Genomic DNA, 26,402 nt, shown 5'->3' with positions numbered 1-26,402 from the left:
CGGGTGGGGGTGGGGATGTCGATGGTGAAATCATGCAATCTCGCGCCGCGTCCGGTCGTTCAGGGGCGCATGAAGCACCTGCTCTGCCTGTTCCTCCTCACTCTTTCCCTGAGCGCCGCTGATCGTGCGCCGAACATCGTTTTCATTTTGGCGGATGATCTGGGGTACACGGATGTGGGGTGTTTTGGCTCGAAGTACTATGAGACGCCGAACATCGACAAGCTGGCGCAGCAGGGGATGAAGATGACGCGCCATCACCACTGCCAGAACTGCCAGCCGACGCGTGCGGCGCTGATGAGCGGGCAGTATGGGCCGCGGACGGGTGTGTATACGGTGGGGGGAATCGGGCGCTTTGAATGGGAGTCGCGGCCGCTGCGGCCGGTGGACAATGTGACGGAACTGCCGCTGGAGAAGGTGACGGTGGCGCAGACGATGAAGAAGGCGGGGTATGCGACGGGGATGTTTGGCAAATGGCACCTGGGGGAGGATGAGAAGCATCACCCTGCGGCACGCGGATTTGACGAGGCGATTGTGTCGATGGGGAAGCACTTTGGCTTCAAGACACAGCCGAAGGTGGAGCACCCGAAGGAGGAGTATCTCGCCGACTTTCTGACGGACAAGGCTGTGGACTTCATCCAGCGCCACAAGGATGGGCCGTTCTTTTTGTATCTGCCGCACTTCGGGGTGCATTCACCGCATGAAGCGAAGGAGAGTCTCATCGCGAAGTTCAAGGACAAGGCGCCGGTGGGGGGACATCACAGTCCGGTGTATGCGGCGATGATCGCGAGTGTGGATGAGAGCGTGGGGCGAGTGATGGCGACGCTGGATGAGCTGAAGCTGGCGGACAACACGGTGCTGATTTTCAGCAGCGACAACGGTGGCGTGGGCGGCTATGCACGCGAGGGGATCAAGAAGGGCGGAGACATCACGGACAATGCGCCGCTGCGCAGTGGCAAGGGCAGCCTGTATGAAGGCGGCACGCGGGTGCCCTTCATCGTGCGGTGGCCGGGGGTGACGAAGGCGGGGTCCAGCAGTGATGTGCCGACGGTGCATGTGGATCTGTACCAGACGTTTGCAGATATCGGCAAGGCGGCGCTACCGGAGGGGCAGCCGCTGGATGGCGAGAGCCTGGTGCCGGTGTTTCGGGATGCGACGGCGGGCTTGAAACGCGAGGCGATTTATCAGCACTTTCCGGGGTATCTGGGCGCAGGCGAAGGGACGTGGCGGACGACGCCGGTGGGGCTGATCGAGGAGGGTGACTGGAAGCTGATGGAGTTCTTTGAGGATGGACGGCTGGAGCTGTACAATCTGAAGGACGACATCGGTGAGAAGAAGAATCTGGCGGCCGAGATGCCCGAGAAGGTGAAGGAACTGCATTCGAAGATGATCGCCTGGCGCGAAGGGATCAAGGCGCCTATGCCGACGAAGAATGAGGCGCCGAAAGCAGCCAGCGAGCCGAAGAAGGGGAAAGGCAAGGGCAAGGGGAAAGGGAAGAAGGCGGATGAGTGAGGCGTGGTAGCAGGCGCTCTCCGCGCAGCCGCTCTGGCAGGAGTGGGATCATCCTGATCCCACACCCTCTCGCCCTGCCCATCAGTCCCAAACCAGATGGTCCGGCAATACCCGTGGCTTGCCGCAGGAGCTTCAATGGCTCTTGCGGGCGAGGTAGACGAAGGCGGGGGGGACGTTGCCCCAGACGATGCGGGTAGTTTCGACGCCGTGGGTCATCTCGTGGAGGAGGGCGCGGAACTGGCGGCCGCCGGGGAGCTTGTGAAAACCCCAGTAGGCGAAGGTGGCGAAGCAGCCGCCGGGGGCGAGATGGGGGAGGACGTTGTTCAAGATGGCCTCCTGCAAGGAGCGGGGGAAGGCGGTCCAGGGGAGGCCGCTGACGATGGTGTCGAACTTTTCGCCGGGAGGAAGGACCTGGGTGAAGTCGAACTCCTGCGCGCCGGCGCATTCGAAGCGCATCTTGGGGAAACGGGGGCGAAGCTGCTGGACGAAGGTGTCGAGGAGCTCGATGCCAAGGTATTCGGAATCGTGGGGCATGGAGTCGGCGATGGCGCCGGTGAATGCACCGGTGCCTGGGCCGAGCTCGAGGATGCGCTTGGAGCGCCAGACGCCGGCGGCTTCCATCATACGCTCGGCCAACGCCGGACTGGAAGGAGCGACGGCTCCGATGGTCTTCCAGTTGTGGCGCAGCTCTTTGACGAAGGTGACGGCGGACATGTGGGGCCGATGGTAACGAGTACGCGGCGTGGTGCGAGAGTTTTTGTGCGTAGAGGGCTGGGAGCGCAGTGCGGGGATTTATGATTTACGATTTATGATTTCGCAGAAGGAGGGGCTGGATTTGCAGAGGCGTTGTTCAACGCGAATGGACGCGAATTTTCTCAAATGGAGATGGGCGGGCTTCTGCGGGGAGGGCGAAGAGATTACTTTTTGAGTTCGGAGGCGATGCGGCGCTGGGATTCGTCGGCGGATTTTGTGTAGGGGTGGGCGGGGCCGAGGGTTTTTTTGAAACCGGTGTGGGCGCGCTGCATGATGGGGAGTGCGTCTTTGAATTTGGACTGGGCTTCGAGGCAGAGGGCGAGATTGTAGCAGCTGAGGAAGACATCGGGGTGGCTGGGGCCGAGGACTTTTTCGCGGAGGGCGAGGACGGTGCGGTGCTCCTGCTCGGCTTCGGCGGGGCGCTGCTGCTCCTGGAGGACGGCGGCGAGGTTGTTGCGGCTGGCGAGGGTTTTGGGATGACGCGGGCCGAGGATTTTTTCGCGGAGGGCGAGGACGGCACGGTGCTCTTTTTCGGCTTCAGCATGACGGCCGAGATCGTTGAGGGCGGTGGCGAGGTTGTTGCGGCTGTCGAGGGTGTCTGAATGCTCGGGGCCGAGGATGCGCTGACGGACATCGAGCACAGCGCGGTATTCGCGCACAGCCTCGGCATGGCGGCCCTGCTCCTGGAGGGTGGTGGCGAGATTGTTGCGGCTGAGGAGGGTGTCGGGGTGTTCCTTTCCAAGGACCTGCTGGCGGATGGCTAGCACGGCGCGGTTTTCTTTTTCGGCTTCTGCGAACTTACCTTCCTGAGCAAGAGTGGCGGCGAGATCGCTGCGGCTGGTGAGGGTGTCGGGGTGATCTTTGCCGAAGACTTCACGGCAGGTGGAGACGATTAGACGAAGCTCGGCCTCCGCCTCGGCAAGCCTGCCTTCTGCGGAGAGAGAGGCGACGTTTTGATAATGCTGATGCAGAACGAGCAAGCGACCGGTGTCACGTGCTTCAGGCGCTTTTGGGGCCTGGGCAGTCACCGGCATACATGGAAGAAACCCCACTGTGAAAACCAGCATATATAGGCGCATTTTCTGCATGTATACCTGGTGATAATGTGGATAACGCAAAGAGCAGGCAAGACTAAAATGCCTGCGTGCGGGGGGCATTGAGGTGGGGATGGAGCATGGGGAGTCCCAAATTTTTTGAACGGCATTAAGGAGATCGCATCCAACACGGCTGTCAGCTTGCTCAACCAAACAACCTATGAAAATGCGTCTTCCATCCCTCTATTGCTCCGCCCTTCAACTTTCCGCGGTTCTTCTGCTCAGCCAATGCGCGGGCACCCAGACTGCGACGGTGCGCACGGCATCTCCGACTCCCACGGGAGAAGTGGCTGTGAAGTCCTACGGTGACACAACGGTGGCAACGCGAAGGCTGATCCACCACCCGCTGACGAACAAGGACATCGGCAAGGTGTATGAGGAGATCACGATCGTGTCTCCGCGCGGAACTTCGGTGGAGGAGCGGGTGATCGTGAGGGCGCTGCCGAAGCTAGAGACGAACGTGGTCTCGAAGTGACGGAGATCGAAGGAGCCTGCGCCCGCTGAGAGACTGGCGGGCGGCAGGCTGTGCATGAAGAGCCGGAACTGCTCTGGCGGTTGGAGAATGGTCTCGAGACCGGAGCCGGCTAAAGCCGGTACTACAATACGGCGATGGATGATTCGAAGGTGCCAGATGGTGATGAAGCCGCCTGCCCTCCCTTTTTCTGGGTGCGCGTGCCATGGAGAGTTTGGCCGGTGGCAGGCTGTGTGCTTGACGTGTGTGGTGATCTGCGGCGAGACTTCGCGCCACACACGCCATGCCTTACCTCCTCGATGCGCTCGTCATTCTCGGATACTTTGCCCTGATCATTGGGATCGGGCTTTCGCAGCGGAGCAAGAGCGGCAGTGTGGAGGGCTTTACGCTGGGGGACCGGCAGATCGCGTGGTGGGCGGTGCTGGCATCCATCCTGGCGGCGGAGATCAGCGCGGCGACGTTTCTCGGGGCGCCGGAGTCCGGCTACAGCCGGCAGAACTGGAGCTATGCGCAGTTTGCCATCGGCACGGTGATGGCGCGGATCATTGTCAGTTTTCTTTTCATCCCGATTTTCTACAAGCATGGGGTGATCTCGCTGTATGAGTTTCTGGAGACGCGGTTTGGACCGGTGACGCGGAAGTTTGCCTCTGTGACCTTCATGCTGACGCGTGTGCTGGCGATGGGGACGCGGCTGTATGTCTCGGCGATCATTCTGGTGCTGGCGGTGGCGATGTGGCAGGGCGGCGCGGTGGATGCCCAGACGAAATTCTGGCTGTATGCCGGGGCGGTGGTGGTGGTAACGCTGCTGACGGCGCTGTACACTTCGGTGGGCGGGATCCGTGCGGTGATCTGGACGGACTTCATTCAGGTGGGTGTGCTGGTGGCCTCTCTCGGGTTCACCATTCCCTACCTGCTGATGAAGATACCTGGCGGCTGGGATGCGGTGACGGGAGTCATCAAGAGCCCGGTCTTTTTTGACTTTGCCAAACCTGCAGGGGACCCGGGAGTGTGGTCCTGGGTGAAAAATGTGTTCACGAATGAATACACCATCTGGGCCGCGGTGATCGGCAGCACGTTTGTGACGATGAGCACGCACGGGATCGACCAGGATACGGTGCAGCGGATGCTCACGGCGAAGAACCGCCGACAGAGCGCCTTTGCCACGATTCTTTCCGGGATTGTGGATCTGCCGATCGTGTCCGCCTTCATTCTGGTAGGCGTGCTTCTCAAGGCCTACTATGCCGCCCACCCGGCGGTGAACCTGCCTGCGGAAAGCCGCGAGGTCTTCCCGTTCTTCATCATGAACGAGATGCCGGCGGGCATGCGCGGACTCGTCACGGCGGGCATTTTGGCGACAGCGATGGGCTCTCTGAGCACGGCGCTCAATGCGCTGGCCACAAGCCTGTCGCGTGATTTCATCCTGCCGCGACTGCCTGCGGATGCGCCGGAATCCAAGCGCATCTCGGTGCTGCGCTGGAGCACGGTGTTTTTTGCGGCGCTGATCATCGGCGTGGGCATCTGGACGGCGTGGTTCATGGCCCACAACCCGAAGGTGGAGATCCTGCCGCTGGTGCTGGGGATTCTCGGGTTCACCTTCGGCTCCCTGCTGGGGGTGTTTCTGCTGGCGGTGCTCACGAAGTCACGCGGTTGCGACACGGGAAACATCATCGCGATGGTGTGTGGCATGCTGGCGGTGCTGTTCCTCAGCAATGTGCTTGGCATTCAGTCCAAGGTGGGGATCGCGGAGCCGTTCGTGCTTTCGTTTCCATGGCGCATCACGCTGGGCACTTTTGTGACCATTGGAGTGGCGATCTTGTTCAGGACGCCGGAATCGCGCCTGGCGTCGGCCAGGGCAGCTGAAGCGAACCATGTGGACGTGTGATGGGGCGTGCGGCAAACGCCGCGTAATCACACAAAAAAAGCGCGGACTGTTTCCAGTCCGCGCTCTGTTGAGTCTTTGACGACTTCGGCTTGCTCTTACGAGTAGCTGGCCTGGGCGCCCTTGATGTCGCGCTTCTTGATCCAGGGCATCAGGCTGCGAAGGCGGGCGCCGGTCTTCTCGATCGGGTGCTTCTCGCCGTCTTTGAGCAGCTTGTTGAACTTCTTGTAGCCGGTCTCGGTTTCTTTGATCCATTCCTTGGCGAACTTGCCGGTCTGGATGTCCTTGAGGGCCTTCTTCATGCGGGTCTTCACGCTCTTGTCGATGATGGCCGGACCGACCTTCACGTCGCCCCACTTGGCGGTCTCGGAGATGGAGAAGCGCATGCCGGCGATGCCGGACTCGTTCATGAGGTCAACGATAAGCTTCAGCTCGTGCAAGCACTCGAAATAGGCCATCTCTGGGGAGTAGCCGGCTTCCACCAGGACTTCGAAGCCCGCCTGCACCAGCGCGCTGGCGCCGCCGCAAAGCACGGTCTGCTCGCCGAAGAGGTCGGTCTCGGTTTCTTCCTTGAAGGTGGTCTCAAGCACACCGCCGCGGGTGCCGCCGATGCCGTGGGCCCAGGCGAGGGCGATCTTCTTGGCCTGCTTGTCAGCGTTCTGATAGATGGCGATGAGGGCGGGGACGCCCTTGCCTTCGGTGTACTGGCGGCGGACGATGTGGCCGGGGCCTTTCGGGGCGACCATGATGACGTTCACATCCTTCGGCGGGACGACGGTCTTGTAGAGGATGGCGAAGCCGTGGGAGAAGAGGAGGGTCTTGCCCTTGGTGAGGTGAGGGGCGATGTCCTTCTTGTACACGCCGCCGATCTTGGTGTCAGGAACGGCGACGAAGATGACGTCCGCGGCCTTCACGGCTTCAGCGGTGTCCATGACCTTGAGGCCCTTTTCTTCGGCGACTGCGCGGCTCTTGCTGCCGGGGTAGAGGCCGATGATGACTTTGACGCCGCTCTCCTTGAGGTTCAGGGCGTGGGCGTGGCCTTGGGAGCCGAAGCCGATCACAGCGCAGGTCTTGCCTTTGAGCGGTGCAAGGCTGGCGTCTTTTTCAGTATAGATTTTCGCGGGCATAGTAGTTCTGGTTAGAGGGGCGGCGATAGTGCTTCAAGGGGGGGGCGGGGTCAAACGGCTTTTTCCCGGGGTGGCAAGGCTTTCATTGACCGGTCCGGAAGCCGTGGGTAGGTTTCCCGCTCCAATTATGAAACCCACCATCGCCCTGCTTTGCGCCGTTCTTGCGGCCACAGTCATCACAAACGCCCAAGAAGTCAAACCCGCACAAGCTGTGGCCGCCCCCGCTGCCGCAGGCCCCGTACCCATGGACAAAGTCAGCTATTTCATCGGTCTTAACATTGGGGAAAATTTCAAAAAGCAGAACGTGGCCATCGACGTGGTGGCACTGAGCGAAGCCATCAAGTCTGTGATGGCCGGTGAGAAGCCAAAGTACACCCAGGCGGAACTGGAAGCCGCGATGCAGGCCTTTGAAGCCAGCATGCAGGCGAAGGCGGCGGAGCGCGTGAAGGAAGCGAAGGCTGCGGGCGAGAAATTCCTGGCCGAGAACGGCAAGCGCAAGGGCGTGACGACCACGGCCAGCGGTCTGCAGTATGAAGTGATCAAGGCCGGTGACGGACCGAAGCCGGTGGCGACGGACAAAGTGAACGTGCACTACCACGGCACGCTGCTGGACGGCAAGGTCTTCGACAGCTCCGTGGAGCGCGGCATGCCGATCACCTTCGGTGTGCAGGAAGTGATCAAGGGCTGGACGGAAGCGCTGCAGCTGATGCCGGTGGGCTCGAAGTGGAAAATCTTCATCCCTTCCCAGCTGGCCTACGGTGAGAACGGCGCAGGCGGCGACATCGGCCCGAACGAGACGCTGGTGTTTGAAGTGGAGCTGCTGGGCATCGTGAAGTAAAGCAGCAGACGATTTTTGAATCATGAAAGGCAGGCCTGCGGGCCTGCCTTTTTTTTTGTGGGACGGGGTGGCTGCGTGTTGCCGGAATGCAGGGAGGAAGAGGAGGTGCAGGAGGAAGATTTGGTGGAGCGGAGGGATTTGATCGAGGACGAGTTCGAGGAGGAGGACGAGGAGGATTCGGGAGGCAGGGCGTTATTTTGGGCCGGCGTGGATGATCATGAGTTTTTGCCAGATTTTGCGGGAGAGACCGGTGGTGAGGTTTTCGATTTCGTCGACGGTGCTGAGGACGACGGGATCATCGGTGCGCTGGAGGTAGAGGGCGGCGAGCTTGCCGACGAGGGAGAGCATTTCGCTGCAGTAGTCGAGGTAGCGGATGAGCTGGTCGGGGGAGAGCTCGTCGGAGGGGGAGGAGGGTGTGGTGACGAGGGAGCCGGAAGCGCGCTGAGGATCTTTGGTGAGCTGATGCATGTCGATGACATGGGCGAGGGAGCGGAGTTCATGCAGGGCTTTGAGGATGCGGCGGCGCTTGATGCGGCTCTCGAGGCTGACGAGGAAGAAGATGCCGGCGCCGACAAAGATGACGTCATTGATGCCGGACTCCATGGCCTGGATGAATTCGAGCCAAGTGACGGAGCCGGGCTTGAACTGGATGCGCAATTCAGAGGTGCTCATCCATAAGCCGAAGACGAGCAGACCGAGGAGGAGGATGATGGAGGCGTGGATCCAAATGGAGCGGCGTGCGGACTCGCTGACGCGCTGGCGGGAGTCGCGGGCGATGCGGCAGAGATGGCGGGAGACTTCGAGGAGGCCTGCCTCTGGGAAACGTTCTTCAATGCGCCGCGAAAGCTGCTCGACGGTGGCGACGATGAGCTCGGGATTGAGCTGGGAGTAGTTGTTGTTGTTCGACATTGTTCTTGTTCAAGGTGCCGTATGCCGGATGCGGAGGTGGGCGAGGTAAATGTTGGCGGGATTTTTGCCGACGCCTTTGGGCTGGGGGTATTCGTGGGAGGAGTAGTAAGCGAGGAGGACTTCGTCGTTGGCGGGGCCGTCGGCGAAGCTTTGATAGGCGCCATCGCCGGCGCTGGGGATGATCCAGGGTTTTTCGACGCCGGTGGCGGTGACGGTCCAGACTTTGCAGACGCTGGGAAAGCCGATGGTGCTTTTTTCCGGAAGGGCGCGGGCGGCGAGAAGGATGCCGCCGGCTTTGGTCTGATGAAGGGCGGGGCCGCCGAAATTCCAGGCATCAGTGGCAAAGGCTTTCCAGGGGCCAAGGGGTGCCTTGCCGAAGACGATGACGCCGGGGTTGCTGTTGCGGATGGCGCTGACGAGGGTGCCATCGGGTGTCCATGCGACATCGGCTTCGTGGCCCCAGCCGGAGCCGCCGGCCTGGCTGATGGCGCTGGTGGGGCCTTCGCCGTAGGTGTGCATGCCGGTGAATTTGATGCCGTCTTCGGAGCGAAAGAGGATGAGGCCGAAGGAGCCGCGGCTGTCCTTGCCGTGGATACCACAACGTGCCAGACTGTAAAAGGCACCGTCGGGTCCCTGACGGATGCGGAAGAGCCAGCGACGCTGTGAGGTGAAGGTGAGACGGCTGTCGGACTTGGGCTGGACGAATTCGGTTTCGAGTTCGCGTGGCTCGGTCCAGGTGAGGCCGTCGGCGGACTGGGAGAAGAAGTCTTCCTGGGAGTGGAAGACTACTTGAACTTTGCCTTTGTTGTCGAAGACGAGGGGATCGCGGCAATCGTGATCGCGGGTGAACTCGGCGACTTTTTCCCAGGCTTTGATGTCGGTGGCGGGAGCACGGATGACGATGATTTTGGCGGAGGGGGAGTCGTGGGCTTCGGCGCTGCGGAAGGTGACGTAGTAGAATGCGCCAACGCACGCGATGCCGGGGAAGCCATTGTGGTGGCCGTCTGACCAGATGGACTGGGTCCAGAGGCTTTGCACGTAGGCTTTGGGGAACGGGGTGATGGTGAGGTCCTGGGCGTGGAGGGTGAACGCGAGCAGGAAGAGGGTGAAAAGGTGGAGAAACACTTTCATGGGGGGAGAACGTCGGGAGTACGACTATCTTCCCTGAGGAAGGAGGGGCGCGGTATCAACGTGCCGCTTCGGGCGAGACTGCAATGTGGTGGAATGGAAGAGAGCACGGGGTGTTACAGATCAGATTTCGGACTGCCTAAAGCCCGGACTTCGTAAATGCGCCGGGCTGACGATGGAGCAGCGGTGGTCGCGGAACGGAACGCACGAAACCGCTAAACGAATATCGAACAGAGAACGAAATGGATGACTCGTCAGCGGTATTTCCGAACGTGTGGCTCCTCGATTCCGCGACCTCCAGATCTTATGCGCAAAGGAGATGGCTCTCCTTTTTTAAATCCCACAGAGCTCTCCTGCCAGTAGACCCCAGTTCCTTTGACGGTGCTCATAAGCCTGACGGTGAAACCATCTTTCTCATTATAGCTGCAGTAGGACTCCCACCATCTGATATCATTATCGCCTGGGAAGATGAGGAAAGGCCGATAGCCCATGTAGCCAGATGGTGCTGCGTCTTGGATTCCAAACCAGACACAGACAATGCCATCGCCATTTTTGTTTTTGCCATCTTTCCAAACCACAAAGCGGCTAATTTCCTTCCCTCCGATCTCGGCGATTTTTTCCGATTCGCTCAAAGTGCCTAGTTCCATGGCCACCCATTCCAAACTTAATGGCTTGCCATTTTCCGAGGTTTTGACGACAGGATAACGCCTGGCTAGATTCGCGTCGGCTTTCACCGCATCCTTAACCACGAAGGCAATGTCTGAGTCTGTCGTTACGCATTTAGTGCCTGCTTCTTCGGCAACTGACTGCACGCTGGAAAACAGCAGGATAAGCAAGCAGGTTAAGCTTCGTTTCATGGGGTGGCATTTGTCGTTAAAACATCTCCCTGTATCAACTGTTTCCATCCCTTGGCCAGCAAACCGCAATCATCGGAGATGAAGGTCCGTTCTACTTTGAAGTGGGCCGTCAAAGCGATCCCTGATACTTCCTTGGTGTATGTCTGAATCTTCCCATTCTGTTTCCCTGCCGCAGGCGCGGCTGCTGTCCCTGGATGCGCTGAGGGGTTTTGACATGTGCTGGATTCTTGGACTGTCGGCAGTGGTCACCAAGGTGCTAGGGCGGGCGTTTCCGGGGAACGGCTTGGTGGCAGAGATTGCTGCGCAGTTTAAGCATGTGGATTGGGAGGGTTTTCGCTTCTATGACCTGATCTTTCCGCTGTTTTTGTTTCTCGCCGGGGTGTCGATGGCGATCGCGCTGCCGAAGCGCGTGGCGAGGGATGGAAAGGGAGCGGCGGTGCGACACCTGATGGCACGCGCGCTGATCCTGGTGGCGCTGGGCATCCTTGCATCTGGCGGACTGAAGGACGGCGTGGAGCACATTCGCTGGCTGGGGGTGCTGCAGCGGATCGGGATTGCTTCGGCGGCGGCGGGATTGATGTCGCTATGGCTGGGGGCACGCGGATTGACTTTGGCGACAGCGACTTTGCTGATCGTTTACTTTTGGCTGCTGCGCTGTGTGCCGATGCCGGATGTGGGCACGGGGCATTTTGCGGAGGGCGTGAACCTGACGAACTACCTGGACAGTGTGTGGCTGCCGGGAAGGAAGTATGACGGGGATCATGATCCGGAGGGGATTCTGAGCACGCTGCCGGCGATCGCGACGGCGCTGCTGGGGGTGCTGGCAGGCCGTTGGCTGACGGGGAATGCGAGGCCGGCGCGCAAGGTGGTGGGATTGATCGTGGCGGGCGCGGTGATGATCGCGCTGGGATGGGCGTGGCATCCGTTTTTCCCGGTGATCAAGAAGATCTGGAGCTCAAGCTTTGTGCTGGTGGCGGGTGGATGGAGCGCGGTGCTGCTGGGGGTGTTTTACTGGAGCGTGGATGTGCGCGGATGGCGACGTGGGATCGCGCCGTTTCTGTGGGTGGGGGCCAATCCGATCGCGCTGTATCTGTGCTCGGGGTTTGGATTTTTCCGAGTGGTGAGCGAGAGGCTGATGTTTCCCACGCCGTCGCCTTATGACTGGATGCCGGCCTGCATGACTTTTTTGGTGATGCTAATGGTGGCGAGGTGGATGTACTTGAGGGGGATTTTTGTGAGGGTGTAGGGGGTGCGCCGGTAAAGCAGTGGGCGGTGAACGGTGGCTTTGTGGTGGAGAGAGTCCTTCTCTGCTCAAACGTTGGGCACTCACCCCTCACCCCGACCCTCTCCCCGAAGGGAAATACGCTTTTTTGCGTGAGTCAGGGGCTGGGAGAGGGAGAGTTGCTTTGGCCGCCTTGGACTTATTGAGTGCGAAATGATCCGACGCATGCTGGGCTCATCGCACGGAGCGGGATGGCTACTGTACGGAAGTCTGCTTCGCTTTGGGGGGAATTTATTGATGATTGCGCGATAGACTGACGCGAATGGAATGCCTGTGGAGTTTGAAACTGGGAGCCATGGAGCATGCGGAGGCTGTGTCTGCGGCGGAGTGGCGTGGAGACGCTGCTGGTGAACGCCGTGTGCTAAGAAAGCAATGGGTTTGCTTCCCAGGCTGTGCTTGCAAACCCAGGGAAGCACTCGCTATCGCTCGGCATCCCTGGGCTCAATTACGGAAGGCCGTTGGCCTTCAAAGCCTCAACAGACCAACTCTCAAAAATCTTGTCACATTGCCCTGACGGCGGAGCGGCAGGATCGAGGCCCCATTCTTCGATCAAGCTACGAAGGGCAGGCCGAGTTCGAGTTTGAGGACGAGGACGATGCTGCGGAAGGGAGCGGGGAGTGAGGTGGCGGCTTTATTTGCCGCTGGCCCACTTGGCGGCGTTGGTGAGGATCTGCTGGTAGGGTTTGAGGTCGTGGACGCGGGCGTCGTGACCGAGGGCGATGCCGACGATGCGGGCCTTGGGGTGGTCGGTGATCCAGACGCTGGGGTGAGGTGCTTTGTATTTGTCGCTGGGGCTGGTCTCGGCGAGGACGGTGATCTTGGAGGTGCCGGCTGGGATTTTTTCGGGCTCGGCGTTTACGTAGTAGAGCTCGTCTTCCACGGTGAAGCTGGCGGGGACGCCGGCCATGATGGGGTGATCTGCTTTGAGGGCTTTGACATCGAAGGGATGGATGCGGTCATGGCCGCGGGCACCGCCGCCGACGATTTGGGCGTTCAGCTCGGGCCAGCCGCCGAAGCCGTACCAGGTGCCGGGGTGGAGCATGACGATCCCCTTCCCTGCGGCGGCGAAGTCGAAGAGGGCTTTGCGGTAAGGGATGGTGTCGAAGAATTTGCGGTTCACGCTGATGATGGCGACGTCGGCATTGGCGAGTTCCGCTGCGGCTTGATCGCGGTCTTCGGTGTAGTGGGCGGTGAAGCCTGCGGCTTGCAGTGTGGCGACGTCGGTCTTGCCGAAGAATTCGGCGAAGTTGTGGGAGGAGCCGCCGCCGATGACGAGGACGCGAGTTTTGCCGGCTTCCCATTTGATGGGTGTGGCGGCTGCGAGAGGGCCATCACCTTTGCCGCCTTCTTTGGGGCCGGTTTCGGCTGCTGGTGCGGGAGCGGGAGCTTTGGCTTTCGGCTTGGGCGCAGTCCCCGATTGTTTCGCAGGCTCGGTGCTGGCGGTGATGGCGACGGTGCAGGGGGTGACGATGCTGCCGCTGGTTTCGAGGGTGATCTTTTTGAGGGCACCTTTCTTTTTCAAGTTGAGCGCGAAGTAACGAAGCTGGCCGCGGCGGGTGAAGTCGCCGGCATCATCGCTGAGAGGGACTTCGGCTTTGCCGATGTAGTCGGCGAAGTGTTCGCCGTTTTTGAGGAGGATGCTTTCCTTGTCGCCATCGGCGAATTCGACGTGAACGGTCATGGCGGGCTGGCCGAGGGCCTTGTCACCGCCGAAGGGCCAGCCCCAGCCGGCAACGCCGCCGAGGAAGTGCAGGCTGGCAGCGGTGGCATTGGTGGCGATCTCCACTTTTGCGGGGAAGTTTTCGGCCACGGTGCCTTTGCCGCCGCCTTTGAGGGCGATGAGGCTGGCGCCGGTTTGTGATTTCTCGGGATCCATGACGAAGAAGGGCACACCTTCCACGGTGACGTTGCCGAATTTGTGGAGTGTCACGGTCTGGTCCTTGGCGTCTTCTTTGGCGAAGATGCCCGCGCGGCTGTCGGCGTTGTAGGCGGTGCGCAGGTCAATGACGCGGAATTTCTGATCGCCGCCGCAGATGAAGGCGAGGATGTCGCGGAGGGCTTCAGCGCCGAGGCCTTCGAGGCCTTCGGGCATGAGGCTGCGGCGGGTGTTTTCGCGAGAAGCGATGTCGGCTTTTTTGACTTCAACGTCCCCGCCCTGATTGCGCAGGGTGAGGCTGGCCTGGTTTTCACTGGCGATGACACCGGCGAGGGTTTCGCCTTTTTTGGTGGTGATGTTCCAGGCCCAGAAGCTGGGGTCCACTTCGCGGTTGGGGTCGATGATGTGGACGAGGAGTTCGGCGGGGCCATGGGAGCCCATGCCAGTGAGCGGAGGGCCGACATCGCGGAGGCCGACATCGCCGAGCTTGTGACAGACGGAGCAGGCAGCGGTGAACATGGCCTTGCCCTTGACGGCATCGCCGGGTTTTTCGACTTCAGGAGTGAACTGGGCGATGAGTTCGTTCTTGGCCTTGGCGTTGGGGTTGAGCTTGTCGATCATGGCATTCGCCTGCTTGGCGACCTGCTTATTTGGGTGGGTGCGGAGGCGGGCGATGTTGCCGGGGCCGATCTCCTTGGGATCGAGCTTGCCGTTTTGGATGAAGGCAAGGAGGGCGAGGGAGGATTCGGGGCGCTTGAGGATGGCGTCGAAGGCCGGGGAGCGGAGTTCGGGTTTGAGGGAGGTGAAGGCATCCACGAGGGCGGTGGTTTCTCCTTTTTCGCCGAGGGATTCGATGATGGCGGACTGGAGAGCGGCGGGGCTGTCCGGACCGGCTAAAGCCGGCACTACAATACGAAGAGAGTCGCCGCCGATGGTGATGAGGGATCTGGCGGCGGCGATGCGGTCGGGGATGGCGGCGGATTTGTCCTGGAGCTTGGCGGTGAGGGTGGCGAGCTGGGCTTTGACTTCGCTGGCGAGAGCGCCGGCTTTATCCCACTTGGTGACGAGGGGCAAAGTGGCGGGTGCGAGGGCGGGCTGAGCGAGGAGTTTTTTCAGCGAGGCGGTGAGCTCCGGGGTGATAGCGGGTGCTTCGGTAAGCTGCTGGGCGATGCCTTGAAGGATGATGATTTTCAGGGGGGAGGCTTTGGCGTCCGCGGTGGCGCAGGTGGAGATGAGCACAGCCACATCAGCAGCATTTTTCGTGAGTGCCGCGGGCAAGACCGCGTTTACGAATGCGCCCAGTTCATTAGGAGAGTCAACGGACAAGGCTGCTTTGATCCACTCGGCTGGCATCGCAGAGGACGCGGCAGCCACCACCGCCGATTTTGTCCAATCTTCAGACGCCGAAGTGAATGTTTTGAATCCTCCTGCGTAATCCGTCATGCCGGCATTCCAAGGGCTGTATTTGGCGAATGCCTGAGCTGCGCCACTCAACATCCGTTGGTTGGGCGGGCCTGCTTTTGAATTTTGATCGGGCTGCAGCTCAGCGAACATTCTCCATGCCTCCGCTTTTACGTGAGCATTCGGACTCGTCCGCATGGCGGACTCCAGACTGGCGACGTTGGTTTTATCCAGCACCGGGACATCGAGCTTTTTGGCCTGCTTGTGGTTCACTTTCCAGATGCGGCCGAAGTAGTGGTCGCGGTCCGGGCGGACGGCGGCGTTGGCGGGGCCGTGAAGGGGGCCGCGGGTGTCATTGTGAATGACGGCCTGATTGTAAAAGTCGATGACGTAGAGGGCGCCGTCCGGGCCGATGCGGGTTTCGATGGGACGGAACCAGAGGTCTTTGCTGCGGATGAACTCGGTCTCTTCGCGGCCCGCTTCTTTGTGGGCCTTGTAGGTGACGCCGTCTTTCTCGACGAATTCGTGGTGAACGATGTTGAGCGTGGGCTCGGTGGTGAAGTAGCTGTAGTCCCACTTCTTGGGCCAGGCGCCGCCTTCATAGATGGCGCAACCGGCGGCGGCGGTGAACTCGCCGACGAGATCGATCTGTACATAGGCCTGCTCTGGCCAGGACATGGCGGGGTAGGTCTTCTGGTGGGTGACCATGCCGTTCCAACTGGTGGTGCCGGGGATCTTGCCTATGGCGAGGATGTTTTCCGGGAGCACGACGTGGAAGAAGACGGTGCCGCTGGTGGGCTGGGTGAAGAAGACCTGACCGTCCCAGGTGATGTCGAGGCCCCAGGTATTGCCGCCGCGGGAGGCGTACTGCTCAAAGGCGCTGCCATCGGGCTTGAACCGGACGACGCCGGAGCCGTCTGTGCCGAAGTCTTGTTTGCCATCGGGCGAGGTGACGTGGCCGGAGCTGTAACCGTGGGTGGCATAGACCCAGCCGTCGAGGCCCCAGCGGAGATTGTTGATGACGGCGTGGGTGTCTCCGGTGCCGAGACCGGTGTAGAGCTTGGTGCGCTTGTCGGCGACGTCATCGCCGTTGGTGTCTTCGAGGTACCAGATGTCCGGGGCGGAGCAGGCGATGACGCCGTTTTTGTAGAAGCAGAAGCTGGTGATGAGTTCGAGCTTGTCGGCAAAGACGTGTTTTTTGTCCATGACGCCATCGCCATTGGTGTCTGAGAGAATGGAGATGCGGTCGATGGGATCGCGGTCGTATTTTTTGGTCCAGGAGCCGCTGTCTTTCCATTTTTCGACGTTGAGCTCGCGGCGGCCATTGGGGTACTCGGGGGTCTCGCAGACCCAGAGGCGGCCTTTGGGGTCCCAATCGACGTTCATGACTTTGTTGATGAGGGGCTCGCTGGCGACGAGGGAGATGTCGAACTCAGGATGGACTTCGAGTTTCTCGGCGGCTTTTTCGGGGCGGGTGGGGCCGCCTTCGACGTAGCGGAGGTTGTCGCCGAGTTCGTCGGGCTTGCAGAGTTCATCGACGTTTTCGCGTTTGCCGGCCCAGGCGATGCCGCGGAGGAGGAGGGCGCGGAAATTGGGGCGGCTGAAGTTGGCGTAGTAGTGGCCGGGGATGCTGACGAAGGAGCGGTAGTTGTCCTTTTCATAGGTCCACACCTGGGGCTGGATGTCGTAGATGCTGACTTCCTTGCCGCCTTTGGTGATTTCATCGGCGCGCTTGGCGGCTTTTTCATTGCGAGCGCCGGAGGGCTTGGGGGTGTAAGCGCCGGCGAGGATGCGGCACTCGGGGAGGACGTCCATGTCGTAGTAGATCTCGTCGTCCATGGCGAAGTTTGAGAGATCCTTGGTGATGGGGTTCTCGTGATCGGTGAAGTAGAGGTGCATGGGGCCTTCGCGCCATTTGGTCTGGCCGTGGTGCCATGAGCCGCCGATGATGGTCTTGAACCAGTCGTGGTCCTTGGAGACGGAGGCGGCGTGGATGGTGACGATGCCGCCGCCGCGCTGGAGGTATTCGAGGAGGTCCTTGCGCTCCTGGCCGATCTTGATGTCGCCGCCGCTGTCGAGGTGGAGGATGAGCACGTCGGTTTGATCGAGCTGCGCCTTGGTAGGGAAGGAGTCGCCGCCGGTGGCCTTGGCGCCGCGTTCATTGAGGAGGGGTACCCAGTCGCGGAGGAACGAGGGATGATCGTGCGCGCCGGGGCCGTGGGATTTGGGGCCGGAGCGGATGAAGATGCGGAGCGGCTCCGCCGCGAATGACGAAAGCGTGATGCCGAATGACGACAGCAGGGCGAGGCCGAGGATGAGGCTTTTCATGGTTGGCATGATGGTAGGCAGAACCAACGCGGGATGGGAAGTCCGTTTTCGCACGGGGCGCTATCGGAAATGCACATCTGTTTTTGTTCTTGGTTCTTGGTTCTTGGAATGGAGGCGGTGGGCGGAAAAAAGAAAGGGCACGACTTGCGTCGTGCCCTGTGGGGGAATGGGGATATTGAGGAGAGCGCCTTACTTCGGCTGATCTGCTGGAGGAGCGGGAGCTGGGGCTGGGGCCGGTGTCGGAGCCGGAGTGGCTGCGGGGGCAGGAGCTGGCGTGGGAGCCGGAGCAGCTGCGGGAGCTGGCGTCGGAGTCGGAACAGCGGCGGGGGCAGGAGCTGGCGTTGGAGCCGGGGGCGTTGCAGGCGCAGGCGTCGGGGCTGGCACTGGAGCAGGAGTGGTGGCAGGAGCAGGAGCCGTTGTCGTTGCAGGGGCTGCTTTCTTGTCGTCGGCTTTGGGGGCGGCAGCGGATTTTGCGGGCTCGCCGGTTGTGGCGGGCTTTTCTTTGGAGGCGGCTTCCTGGATCTGCTTCATGAGCTTGGCTTTGAGCTCTTCTTCAGGGGTGGTGGCAGGAGCGGGAGCCACGGCTTCGGGCTTGGCATCGCCAAAGAGTTTTGGCCCCTTGCCGGCGTTCTGCTTGCGGCTGACAAGCACGGCCAGAAGGATGGTGATGCCGAAGAGGATGATGGCCAGATAGACGGTGAACTTCTGCAGGACGTTGGTGGTTTGAGCTCCCCAGACCTGGCTGGCGGCGGCATCGCCAAAGGAGGCGCCGAGGCCTTCCTGACGAGGGCGCTGCATGAGCACGACGAGGATGAGCAGAAGACAGACGATGACCTCGACTGCGGTAAGAATGCCAATGAAGATGTCCATAAGAGGGGCTGGTAGGGGGGCGCGAATATGGGGGGACTTCCCGGGTTGGCAAGGGGGAGTTCGCGTTTGAGCAGCCGGGGAGGGGTGCGTGAGCCTGGGGAGGTGCGTGGTTTTGTGTCACCGCTACGCGGTTCCACGGGTTTGACAGGGGTGGGTGATGCGGGTTCCGTGGGTTGACACCAACGGCTACGGTTGTGAGAGCCCTACGGGCTTGGGGGCGGGCGCTCGCGCACCCGCTCTTTATGCTCCAACACGTTGTGACAGCCCTACGAGTTCGGGGGCGGGCGGTGGGACCATGACCAAGCGGCGGTGGAGGCGGTGAAGTGGCGATTAACTGAAAGAGCGGGAGTATTGGGAGGTGCGGCACTGCAAACTGGGAACTGGGAACTGGGAACTGGGAACTGGGAACTGAAAACTGTAAATTGAGGAAGGAGGGCACGCGGGAGCGGTGGTGTTTGCCAGGGGCGACGATGGGACGACACCTTGTTTACAGGGCGTTTACAGACGGGGCTGGGGGAAAGGGGGACGATGGGGGCATGAAGACGACTTTTTGTGCTGTGTTTGTTTTTCTGGCCGGGCCGCTGATGGCGCAGACTTCGCGGATGCCGGGGTGGATTTCTCCGAGTGCGCGGGTGATTCATGGGCAGCCGGTGGTGGTGACCGGAGTGGAAGCTCGGATCGATGTGGCGGATCAGGTGGCGACGACGACGCTGGACATCGCGCTGAGGAATCCGACGGGGAGGCCGCAGGAGTCTGAGCTGCTGGTGCCGGTGCCGAGCGGGGCAGTGCTGAAGACGTTTGCGTTTGAGGGCGGAAACGCGGAGGGCACGGCGAAACTGCTGCCGAAAAATGAGGCGAGGCGGATTTACGACAGCATCGTGGCGCAGACGCGGGATCCGGCGCTGCTGGAATTTGTGGGAAACGCGGTGGTGAAGTCGAGCGTGTTTCCGGTGCCGGCGAACGGGACGCAGAAAGTGCGGGTGACGTACGAGCAACTGCTGGAAGCGGACGGAGCGCGGATCGACTACGTGCTGCCGCGGTCTGAAGCGGTGGAGTATGCGGTGCCGTGGAAGCTGACAATGCGGGTGAAGTCGACGGCGCGGATTGCCTCGGTGTATTCGCCGAGTCATGAGGTGGCGGTGAAACAGCCAGGCGGGAACGAGGCGAGCCTGACGTGCGAGACGAAGGACCCGGGGGCCTTCCGTGTGGCGCTGCTGCGGGAGACGAAGGACGAGATGACGGCCTCGCTGCTGGCGTATCCGGACCCGAAAATCGGTGGCGGCTATTTTTTGGTGATGATGGCGCCGCCGAAACCGAAGGCGGACGCGAAGGAGATGCTGCGCGAGGTGACGGTGGTGATCGACCGAAGCGGGAGCATGGCCGGGCCGAAACTGGACCAGGCGAAGGCGGCGGCGCTGCAAGTGATCGAAGGACTGAAGGACGGGGAGGGATTCAACCTCATTGTCTATAATGAGGCGGTGGAGATGTTTGCGGCGCAGCCGGTGGTGAAGAATGCGGAGACGACGAAGCAGGCGCGGGAGTACATCGGCACGCTGCGGGTGAGCGGGGGCACGAACATCCATGACGCGGTGGTGGAGGCGCTGCGGCAGAAGCCGCTGGAGGGGATGCTGCCCATCGTGCTGTTTCTGACGGACGGGCTGCCAACGATCGGCCAGACTTCGGAGAAGGCGATCCGTGAGACGGTGGCGAAGGGGAATCCGCATCAGCGGCGGGTGTTTACATTTGGCGTGGGGGTGGATGTGAACACAGCGCTGCTGACGCGCATGGCGCGCGAGACGCGTGCGACGGCGGAGTTTGTGCTACCGAGGGAAGATGTGGAGGTGAAGGTGGGGCGTGTGTTTGAACGGCTGCGCGGCCCGCTGCTGACGAAGCCTGCGCTGCGGGTGCTGGATGATCCGAACCGCGTGAGTGATTTGATACCCTCTCCCCTGCCCGACGTTTTTGAAGGAGAGCAGATCCTGCTTTCGGGCATGTATCGCGGTGAGGCGCCGCTGCATTTCCACCTGACGGGTGCAGGGGCGGAAGGAGAGAGGAAATTTGATTTCACGTTTAACCTGGACAAGGCCAGCACGGCGAATGCCTTTGTGGCGAGGCTGTGGGCGAGCAACAAGATCGCGGTGCTGAGCGAGGCGATCCGCGACATGGGGGCGGATGGCGGAACGGGGAACGCGACGGAGCTGGTGAACGAGATCGTGCGGCTGTCCACGCAGTTTGGCATTTTGAGCGAATACACTGCGTTCCTGGCAGAGGAAGGAACCTCGCTGGCAGCAGCGCCGGCGAACGCAAGCAAGGCGGCGGACAACTACAGCGAGAAGGCGATGAAGCTGCGCAGCGGACCGGCGGCGGTGGCACAGCAGGACAATCTGAAGAAGGGTGTGGAATCGAAGCAGCTGAACGTGCGCAACCGCTGGCTGGACGACAAGATGCGGGCTGTCGAGATCACGAAGGTGCAGCAGTGCCAGGGCGGGGCGCTGTTTAACAAAGGCAACCGGTGGACGGATGCAGGCGCGGCCAAGGCGGAACAGGCACCGGACCGCACCATCGAGATCGGCAGCGCTGAGTTCAGCCGGCTGGTGGACGAACTGGCGGAAGACAACCGGCAGGGGCTGCTGGCGCTGCGTGGCGAGCTGCTGCTGGAGCATCGCGGCCAGGTGGTGCTGGTGCGCTGAAACGGCCTTTTCAAAACTCATTCAACCGAACTCAACTCAATCAACCCAACCTATCCTAAACATGAAAACAAAACATATCCTGATGGCAACGGCACTGACCGTGTGCGTGGCCCATGCGAAAGACATTCAGCCTGCCCCTTCTCCTGTGGTGGAGGTGGCCAAGGTGGAAACGGCGACCGACACACCGCTGGTGCAAATAGCGGTGCTGCTGGACACGAGCAGCAGCATGAGCGGCCTCATTGAGCAGGCGAAGACGCAGCTGTGGAAGCTGGTGAATGAATTCATCTCTGCGAAGCAGGATGGCAAGACGCCTGCGGTGCAGGTGGCGCTGTATGAATACGGCAAGTCTTCGCTGCGGGCGGAGGAGAACTGGATCCGGCAGATCCAGCCGCTGACGCGGGATCTGGACAAGGTGTCCGAGGAGCTGTTTGCACTGACGACGAACGGTGGTGAGGAGTACTGCGGGGCGGTGATTCAGCGGGCGACGACGGATCTGGCGTGGGATGCGAACCCGAAGGTGTACAAGGCGATCTTCATTGCCGGGAACGAACCTTTCACGCAGGGGCCGGTGAACTCCACCAAGAGCTGCAAGGAGGCGATCGCGAAGGGGATCATTGTGAACACGATCCACTGCGGCAGCGAGGCGCAGGGAGTGGCGGAGCACTGGAATGAGGGGGCGCTGCTGGCAGACGGGAAGTATCTGGTGATCGACCAGAACCAGGCGGTGGTGCATGTCGAGGCACCGCAGGACAAGGAGATCGTGAAGCTGAACGAGGCGCTGAACCGCACATATGTGAACTATGGAACCGCGGCTCCGGCAGCGAAGGCGCGGCAGATCGCGCAGGATGACAATGCGGCGGCGAAGGCGGCATCGGGCGCGCAGGTGCAGCGCACGCTGACGAAGGTGGGGAAGAGCTACCTGAACATCACGTGGGATCTGGTGGATGCATGCCAGCAGAAGGATTTTGACCTGGCGAAGGTGAAGGAGGAGGACCTGCCGGAGGAGATGAAGAAGATGACGGTGGAGGAGCGGAAGGCGTACCTGGAGAAAAAGACCGCGGAGCGTGCGGAGATTCAGAAGAAGGTGCTGGAGCTGAACAAGGAACGTGAGGCGTATGTGGCAGCGAAGAGCAAGGAAGCGAGCAAGAAAGAGACCCTGGACACGGCCATGTGCAAGGCGCTGCGGGAGCAGGCGGAGAAGAAGGGGATCGCCTGGGAGAAGTGAACGGAAAATGATGAAGGGTGAGTTATGAAGGATGAAGAAGGGGAGCCGGGATCTGTGATGAGGATTTTCACCTCAGAGCGGGTTCCGGCTTTCTTTTTCGCGGAGGTTTGGGGGAGCTGGAGTGTTGGATGACTTGGGGGAGTTTTTATGGACTGTGGTGTGGCTGTGATGGTCATCACGTCGCGTGGCCGCAAACGGGAGCTTCTGTCGTCCCCTCACCCCGGCCCTCTCCCCGAAGTGAATTATCTTTTGTGTGCGTGCTTCTGGGGCGGTGGGAGGGGGAACGGATGCGGCGGTTTGGATAGATCGCGGGGGCCGATGCGGGGAGCGCAGCGAATTCGCCTGAGTTTTCATGATGAGACGGCGAGGCATGCTGATGGCGGAGTCGAAGAGGTGGATGGGACTGTCTCTTTACATTCCGTTTACAGACAAAGGGTGCGGACGGCGGGAAGATTTTGGGCGTGCAATTTCCCTGTGCGCCTTGAAACTGAGCCATGCCTTCCACCATTCTCGTTGTTGAAGATGATGCCGCGATCCGACGTGGGGTTTTGGATGCGCTGAAATTTGCCGGGCATACGACGCTGGAGGCGGGGGATGGTGACAAGGGAATGAAGCTAGCGCTGGGCTCCACCTTTGACCTCATGCTGCTGGATCTGGTGCTGCCGCATGCGAGCGGGTTTGACATTCTGAAAGCATTGCGGCGTGAAAGGCCGGGAACACCGGTGATCATTCTTTCGGCGCGAGGCGAGGAAAATGACCGCGTGCGGGGGCTGCGACTGGGGGCGGATGATTATGTGGTGAAACCCTTCAGCGTGCGCGAACTTCTGGCCCGGGTGGAGGCGGTGCTGAGGCGCGCGCCGGAACGGCAGCCGGTGAGCGAAACACTGACGCTGACGGCGGCGACGATTGATTTCGGCCAGAGTGTGGCGCGGTTCGAGAACGGGGAGAGCGCGGAGCTGTCCGAGCGGGAGCGGGATGTGCTGCGCTATCTGGCGCTAAACCGAGGCAGAGCGGTTTCGCGTGAAGAGCTGCTGCAGCGGGTGTGGCACATCGAAAACAAGCAGACGGAGACGCGGACGGTGGACATGCACATCGCGAATCTGCGCCACAAGCTGCGGGATGATGCGGAGGCGCCGAGGGTGATCGTGACGGTGCGGGGGAAAGGGTATCAGCTGGCGTGAGGGCGGAATTTTTTTAACCACTAATCGCACACTCATAAAACACTAATACCGGAGCCGGATTTGATGATTGGTGAGAATTTGTTGCTTTTTATAATCTGATTTTCATGCGCAAACCGCTTCACATCTGGATCACTTTTATCTGCTGCCTGGGGCTGCTGCTGGCGGCGATGGGGTGGGTGAGCTGGAACACGCTGGCGCTGGAGAAGGAACGGGAGACGGCGGCGCGGGAGGCGGAGCAGCAGGAGCGTGTGCGGCTGGCGCTGTGGCGGCTGGATTTCCAGGCGAGCGCGCTCATGATACGGGAGAATGCGCGGCCATCATATGATTTCAGGCCCTTCCATTCTCCGGAGGGCCTGGTGAACAAAGCGTATGACAATGTGGCGAAGGGCGAGGTGCTGGTGCCGTCTCCGCTGCTGGCCGAAGTGCCGGAGCATGTGCTGCTGCATTTTCAGATGGATTCACGGGGCCAGGTGCTGTCTCCGCAAGTGCCGCAAAACGACGAACGCACGCTGGCGCTGGCGCAGTTCATCAATGCGGAGGATCTGACGCGCAGTGAACAACGGCTGAGCGGCCTGCGCGAACTGCTGGCGAAACCGGCCCAGGGGATCGCGCCGCCGAAGGAGCGAGAGTCGAGGCTGTTGAGGAGTTCGAGCGCGCCTTCGTCTTTGCCTGCGCCTGCACCCGTTCCTGCACCTGCCTCTGTTTCGGCGGGTTCACCTCCCCTTCCCTCTGCGCCCGGCCCGGTGCGGACACCTGCGCCAGCGCCGAGCGTGGTGCTGAACCGCCAGGTACTTGCGGAGATGGCGTGTGTGGTGCGCTTTGACATTGATGATTCGAAACCCACGGAGATGAATGATGCGAAGATGCCACGCAACTATGCGTGGAATTCACAGCAGGGGCAGGTGACCACGCAGCAGGTGCAGCTGAACAATTCGGAAAACATTTCGCGCAACCGCGCGGTGACTCTGCAGGCGGAGGAAGCGATCAAGCAGCAGCCGATGATCAAATTGAAAACGGGGAGCGGGACGCTGGTGCTGAACGATGCGAAGGAGGGGGAGGCAAAAACGTCGCCGGCCAAAGCGCTGAAAAAAGAGGCTGAAAAACCGGCGGAAAGCAGCAAACCCGCCACCCGCCCTGCCATGCCAGCGCTGGCTTCGAAGGCAGTGAATGACAAAGCGGAAAAAGACCAGAAACCCATGCCGCCTGCGACACTGGCGCCCATGCCGAAGCCAGATGCTGCACCTGCCCCTGCTCCGCCTGGAACACCTGCTACGCCAGCTGTTCCCAAAGCTGCTGCCTCGCTTGCAGCGAATGCGGCACCGCCCGCAGCCGCGGCGAAAAGCGCGCTCCCGGCTTCGATAACGCTGAGCGGAGGTGCGCCGGCGCCCACCGACCCTTCCAGCATGAATTCCCTGAGTCTGGCTGCCCAGCCTGCCGTGGCATTCCAACGGAGCACCAACAGCTCCCGCCCATTTCAAGGAGTGTGGCTGGGCGGGAACCTGATGCTGACGAGAGAGGCCTATGTGGACGGCGTGCGCATGGTGCAGGGGGTGTGGCTGGACTGGCCCGCACTGCGCGCGGCGCTGCTGCGGGAGATCACGGATTTATTTCCTGATGCGAAGCTGGAGCCTGCGGCGAACGCGACTGCCGGCACCCGGCCGGAGGATGACCTGCTGCGCTTTGCGGCACTGCCGGTGCGGCTGGTGCCGGGTGCGATCCAGCTGCCGCCGCTGCCGTTTTGGACCCCGCTGAGGAGATCGCTGGGCATCGCGCTGGCGTGCGTGCTGCTGGCGGCGGTGGCGGTGGGGCTGGTTCTTTTCGGGACGGTGGCGCTGAGCGAGAGGCGCGCGGATTTTGTGTCTGCCGTGACGCATGAACTGCGCACGCCGCTGACCACCTTCCGGCTGTACTCAGAGATGCTGGCGGACGGGATGGTGGCGGATGAAGCGCAGCGAAAGACGTACCTGGACACTCTGACGGGTGAAGCAGGGCGGCTGAGCCATCTGGTGGAAAATGTGCTGGCGTATGCGCGGCTGGAACGTGGGAGCGCGAAGGCGCGCGCGGAGAATGTGACGATCGGCGAGCTGCTGGACCGCATCCTGCCAAGGCTGCAGCAGCGGGCGAGTGACTGCGGCATGGAGGTGCGGGTGCAGGCGAGCGAGACGGACCGTAAAACGCAGCTGCATGTGGATGCGGCGGCGGTGGAGCAGATCCTTTTCAACCTGGTGGACAACGCGTGCAAATACGCCGCGCCACGAGCGGCGGAGCCGGTGATCCACGTGGAGGCGGACACGAGCGGGAAATTTGCCATGCTACGCGTGCGCGACCATGGCGGCGGGATTTCCCGCAGCGAGCGGCGGCGGATTTTTCATCCGTTTCATAAAAGCGCGGACCAGGCGGCGCATTCGGCTCCCGGGGTGGGACTGGGGCTGGCGCTGTGCCGCAGGCTGGCAACGGCGCTGGGAGGAGAGATCTCGCTGGATGCGACGCACAAGCAGGGGGCTTGCTTTATGCTGAGGCTGCCGAAGTGATCAGCGCTCACCAGCGAGTGTGACGGCGCCGGTGAGGATGACATGGCCGGAGTCGTCGCGGATTTCTCCAATGACCTGGCCGAGGGTGTCCAGCATGGCCTGGAGGGAGGCGCTGAGGTGCAGGGACTGGCCCGGGGTGATGCTGCCGAGGATTTTGATCTGGCGGACGGCGGTGAGGCGGAGGTTTTTCAGCTGTGGCTCGCCGGGGCGGGTCTGAATGAGGATGCCACCGAGCTGGGCGAGGGCCTCGATCATGAGCACGCCGGGCATGAGGGGCGAGTGGGGAAAATGACCGCGGAGAAATTCCTCGTCTCCTTTGAGCCGCCATACAGCGCTGGCGGAAGCGCCTGGGGCGAGCTCGGTAAGAGCATCGATGAAGCGAAACTCAGAACCGTGAGGCAAGGAGGAAAGCGCTTGAACTAGGTCGGCAGGAGATGGCATGCTGTGGTCAT

At 61.3% G+C, this 26,402-nt stretch carries 18 protein-coding genes; 9 read left to right on the top strand and 9 right to left on the bottom strand.

All coding sequences use genetic code 11. The features are described 5' to 3' along the window. The first annotated feature begins 69 nt into the window (after window positions 1-69). The gene (locus ACILSO_RS22215) at window positions 70-1,509 is read left to right on the top strand and encodes a sulfatase (RefSeq protein ID WP_395739658.1); all 1,440 of its coding nucleotides are present in this window, start codon (window positions 70-72) and stop codon (window positions 1,507-1,509) included. A gap of 132 nt (window positions 1,510-1,641) precedes the next feature. Here the strand turns inward: ACILSO_RS22215 and ACILSO_RS22210 are convergent, their stop codons facing one another. After that, window positions 1,642-2,223 carry a class I SAM-dependent methyltransferase gene (locus ACILSO_RS22210; protein WP_395739657.1) on the bottom strand — a complete coding sequence of 194 codons (582 nt, stop codon included), beginning with the start codon at window positions 2,221-2,223 and terminating at the stop codon, window positions 1,642-1,644. A gap of 203 nt (window positions 2,224-2,426) precedes the next feature. Next, a complete protein-coding gene (locus ACILSO_RS22205; protein ID WP_395739656.1) occupies window positions 2,427-3,296 on the bottom strand; it encodes a tetratricopeptide repeat protein in 870 nt (289 codons plus the stop codon). 226 nt (window positions 3,297-3,522) lie between these two features. On the opposite strand from ACILSO_RS22205, the gene ACILSO_RS22200 reads away from it, so the two are divergent. Next, window positions 3,523-3,831: a hypothetical protein gene (locus ACILSO_RS22200; protein ID WP_395739655.1), complete on the top strand. Its 309-nt coding sequence runs from the start codon at window positions 3,523-3,525 to the stop codon at window positions 3,829-3,831. Window positions 3,832-4,111: 280 nt separating this feature from the next. Beyond that, window positions 4,112-5,710, top strand: coding sequence for a sodium:solute symporter (locus ACILSO_RS22195; protein WP_395739654.1), 1,599 nt, complete (start codon window positions 4,112-4,114; stop codon window positions 5,708-5,710). Window positions 5,711-5,805: 95 nt separating this feature from the next. Here ACILSO_RS22195 and ilvC read toward each other — a convergent pair whose 3' ends face one another. Then, window positions 5,806-6,834, bottom strand: coding sequence for a ketol-acid reductoisomerase (ilvC, locus tag ACILSO_RS22190; protein WP_395739653.1), 1,029 nt, complete (start codon window positions 6,832-6,834; stop codon window positions 5,806-5,808). Window positions 6,835-6,961: 127 nt separating this feature from the next. On the opposite strand from ilvC, the gene ACILSO_RS22185 reads away from it, so the two are divergent. Continuing rightward, on the top strand, window positions 6,962-7,672 hold the full coding sequence (locus ACILSO_RS22185; protein ID WP_395739652.1) for an FKBP-type peptidyl-prolyl cis-trans isomerase: 711 nt from the start codon (window positions 6,962-6,964) through the stop codon (window positions 7,670-7,672). A 192-nt stretch (window positions 7,673-7,864) separates the two neighbouring features. Here ACILSO_RS22185 and ACILSO_RS22180 read toward each other — a convergent pair whose 3' ends face one another. The 3 genes from ACILSO_RS22180 to ACILSO_RS22170 form a co-directional block, all read right to left on the bottom strand. Beyond that, the gene (locus ACILSO_RS22180; protein WP_395739651.1) at window positions 7,865-8,581 is read right to left on the bottom strand and encodes a hypothetical protein; all 717 of its coding nucleotides are present in this window, start codon (window positions 8,579-8,581) and stop codon (window positions 7,865-7,867) included. Window positions 8,582-8,590: 9 nt separating this feature from the next. Then, window positions 8,591-9,712, bottom strand: a complete 1,122-nt coding sequence (locus ACILSO_RS22175) for a sialidase family protein (protein ID WP_395739650.1) — start codon at window positions 9,710-9,712, stop codon at window positions 8,591-8,593. Window positions 9,713-9,963: 251 nt separating this feature from the next. Continuing rightward, complete coding sequence (locus tag ACILSO_RS22170) at window positions 9,964-10,566, bottom strand: hypothetical protein (RefSeq protein ID WP_395739649.1); 603 nt, start codon at window positions 10,564-10,566, stop codon at window positions 9,964-9,966. Between the two features lie 139 nt (window positions 10,567-10,705). Here ACILSO_RS22170 and ACILSO_RS22165 point away from each other — a divergent pair, with 139 nt between their 5' ends. Further along, a complete protein-coding gene (locus ACILSO_RS22165; protein ID WP_395739648.1) occupies window positions 10,706-11,812 on the top strand; it encodes an acyltransferase family protein in 1,107 nt (368 codons plus the stop codon). A 667-nt stretch (window positions 11,813-12,479) separates the two neighbouring features. Here ACILSO_RS22165 and ACILSO_RS22160 read toward each other — a convergent pair. Further along, window positions 12,480-17,453, bottom strand: a complete 4,974-nt coding sequence (locus ACILSO_RS22160) for a PVC-type heme-binding CxxCH protein (protein ID WP_395739647.1) — start codon at window positions 17,451-17,453, stop codon at window positions 12,480-12,482. Window positions 17,454-17,642: 189 nt separating this feature from the next. After that, on the bottom strand, window positions 17,643-18,323 hold the full coding sequence (gene secG, locus ACILSO_RS22155) for a preprotein translocase subunit SecG (protein ID WP_395739646.1): 681 nt from the start codon (window positions 18,321-18,323) through the stop codon (window positions 17,643-17,645). Window positions 18,324-18,859: 536 nt separating this feature from the next. Here secG and ACILSO_RS22150 point away from each other — a divergent pair. The 4 genes from ACILSO_RS22150 to ACILSO_RS22135 all read left to right on the top strand — a co-directional run bounded on the left by ACILSO_RS22150 (window position 18,860) and on the right by ACILSO_RS22135 (window position 25,950). Then, window positions 18,860-21,013, top strand: coding sequence for a VIT domain-containing protein (locus tag ACILSO_RS22150; RefSeq protein WP_395739645.1), 2,154 nt, complete (start codon window positions 18,860-18,862; stop codon window positions 21,011-21,013). A 61-nt stretch (window positions 21,014-21,074) separates the two neighbouring features. Then, window positions 21,075-22,238 (top strand): VWA domain-containing protein, encoded by a 1,164-nt coding sequence (locus tag ACILSO_RS22145; RefSeq protein ID WP_395739644.1) that lies wholly within the window; start codon window positions 21,075-21,077, stop codon window positions 22,236-22,238. A gap of 494 nt (window positions 22,239-22,732) precedes the next feature. Continuing rightward, window positions 22,733-23,419, top strand: a complete 687-nt coding sequence (locus ACILSO_RS22140; protein ID WP_395739643.1) for a response regulator transcription factor — start codon at window positions 22,733-22,735, stop codon at window positions 23,417-23,419. Window positions 23,420-23,523: 104 nt separating this feature from the next. Beyond that, window positions 23,524-25,950 carry a sensor histidine kinase gene (locus ACILSO_RS22135; protein ID WP_395739642.1) on the top strand — a complete coding sequence of 809 codons (2,427 nt, stop codon included), beginning with the start codon at window positions 23,524-23,526 and terminating at the stop codon, window positions 25,948-25,950. On the opposite strand, the gene ACILSO_RS22130 is transcribed toward ACILSO_RS22135, so the two are convergent. Continuing rightward, complete coding sequence (locus ACILSO_RS22130; RefSeq protein WP_395739641.1) at window positions 25,951-26,391, bottom strand: 3-hydroxyacyl-ACP dehydratase FabZ family protein; 441 nt, start codon at window positions 26,389-26,391, stop codon at window positions 25,951-25,953. Window positions 26,392-26,402 lie beyond the last annotated feature (11 nt).

This window comes from Prosthecobacter sp. (assembly GCF_044226605.1).
GTDB lineage: Bacteria > Verrucomicrobiota > Verrucomicrobiia > Verrucomicrobiales > Verrucomicrobiaceae > Prosthecobacter.
The sequence above is the reverse complement of the archived record's forward strand: the minus strand, read 5'-3'. Positions and strand labels throughout refer to the sequence as shown.

Bases quoted from the DNA above. Each gene is read 5' to 3' on its own strand.
- ACILSO_RS22205 (WP_395739656.1), bottom strand. From the start codon at position 3,296: ATGCCGGTGACTGCCCAGGCCCCAAAAGCGCCTGAAGCACGTGACACC.
- ACILSO_RS22195 (WP_395739654.1), top strand. From the start codon at position 4,112: ATGCCTTACCTCCTCGATGCGCTCGTCATTCTCGGATACTTTGCCCTG.
- ACILSO_RS22180 (WP_395739651.1), bottom strand. From the start codon at position 8,581: ATGTCGAACAACAACAACTACTCCCAGCTCAATCCCGAGCTCATCGTC.
- ACILSO_RS22150 (WP_395739645.1), top strand. From the start codon at position 18,860: ATGAAGACGACTTTTTGTGCTGTGTTTGTTTTTCTGGCCGGGCCGCTG.
- ACILSO_RS22185 (WP_395739652.1), top strand. From the start codon at position 6,962: ATGAAACCCACCATCGCCCTGCTTTGCGCCGTTCTTGCGGCCACAGTC.
- ACILSO_RS22200 (WP_395739655.1), top strand. From the start codon at position 3,523: ATGCGTCTTCCATCCCTCTATTGCTCCGCCCTTCAACTTTCCGCGGTT.
- ACILSO_RS22170 (WP_395739649.1), bottom strand. From the start codon at position 10,566: ATGAAACGAAGCTTAACCTGCTTGCTTATCCTGCTGTTTTCCAGCGTG.
- ACILSO_RS22210 (WP_395739657.1), bottom strand. From the start codon at position 2,223: ATGTCCGCCGTCACCTTCGTCAAAGAGCTGCGCCACAACTGGAAGACC.
- secG (WP_395739646.1), bottom strand. From the start codon at position 18,323: ATGGACATCTTCATTGGCATTCTTACCGCAGTCGAGGTCATCGTCTGT.
- ACILSO_RS22175 (WP_395739650.1), bottom strand. From the start codon at position 9,712: ATGAAAGTGTTTCTCCACCTTTTCACCCTCTTCCTGCTCGCGTTCACC.
- ACILSO_RS22160 (WP_395739647.1), bottom strand. From the start codon at position 17,453: ATGAAAAGCCTCATCCTCGGCCTCGCCCTGCTGTCGTCATTCGGCATC.
- ACILSO_RS22140 (WP_395739643.1), top strand. From the start codon at position 22,733: ATGCCTTCCACCATTCTCGTTGTTGAAGATGATGCCGCGATCCGACGT.
- ilvC (WP_395739653.1), bottom strand. From the start codon at position 6,834: ATGCCCGCGAAAATCTATACTGAAAAAGACGCCAGCCTTGCACCGCTC.
- ACILSO_RS22135 (WP_395739642.1), top strand. From the start codon at position 23,524: ATGCGCAAACCGCTTCACATCTGGATCACTTTTATCTGCTGCCTGGGG.
- ACILSO_RS22215 (WP_395739658.1), top strand. From the start codon at position 70: ATGAAGCACCTGCTCTGCCTGTTCCTCCTCACTCTTTCCCTGAGCGCC.
- ACILSO_RS22145 (WP_395739644.1), top strand. From the start codon at position 21,075: ATGAAAACAAAACATATCCTGATGGCAACGGCACTGACCGTGTGCGTG.
- ACILSO_RS22165 (WP_395739648.1), top strand. From the start codon at position 10,706: ATGTCTGAATCTTCCCATTCTGTTTCCCTGCCGCAGGCGCGGCTGCTG.
- ACILSO_RS22130 (WP_395739641.1), bottom strand. From the start codon at position 26,391: ATGCCATCTCCTGCCGACCTAGTTCAAGCGCTTTCCTCCTTGCCTCAC.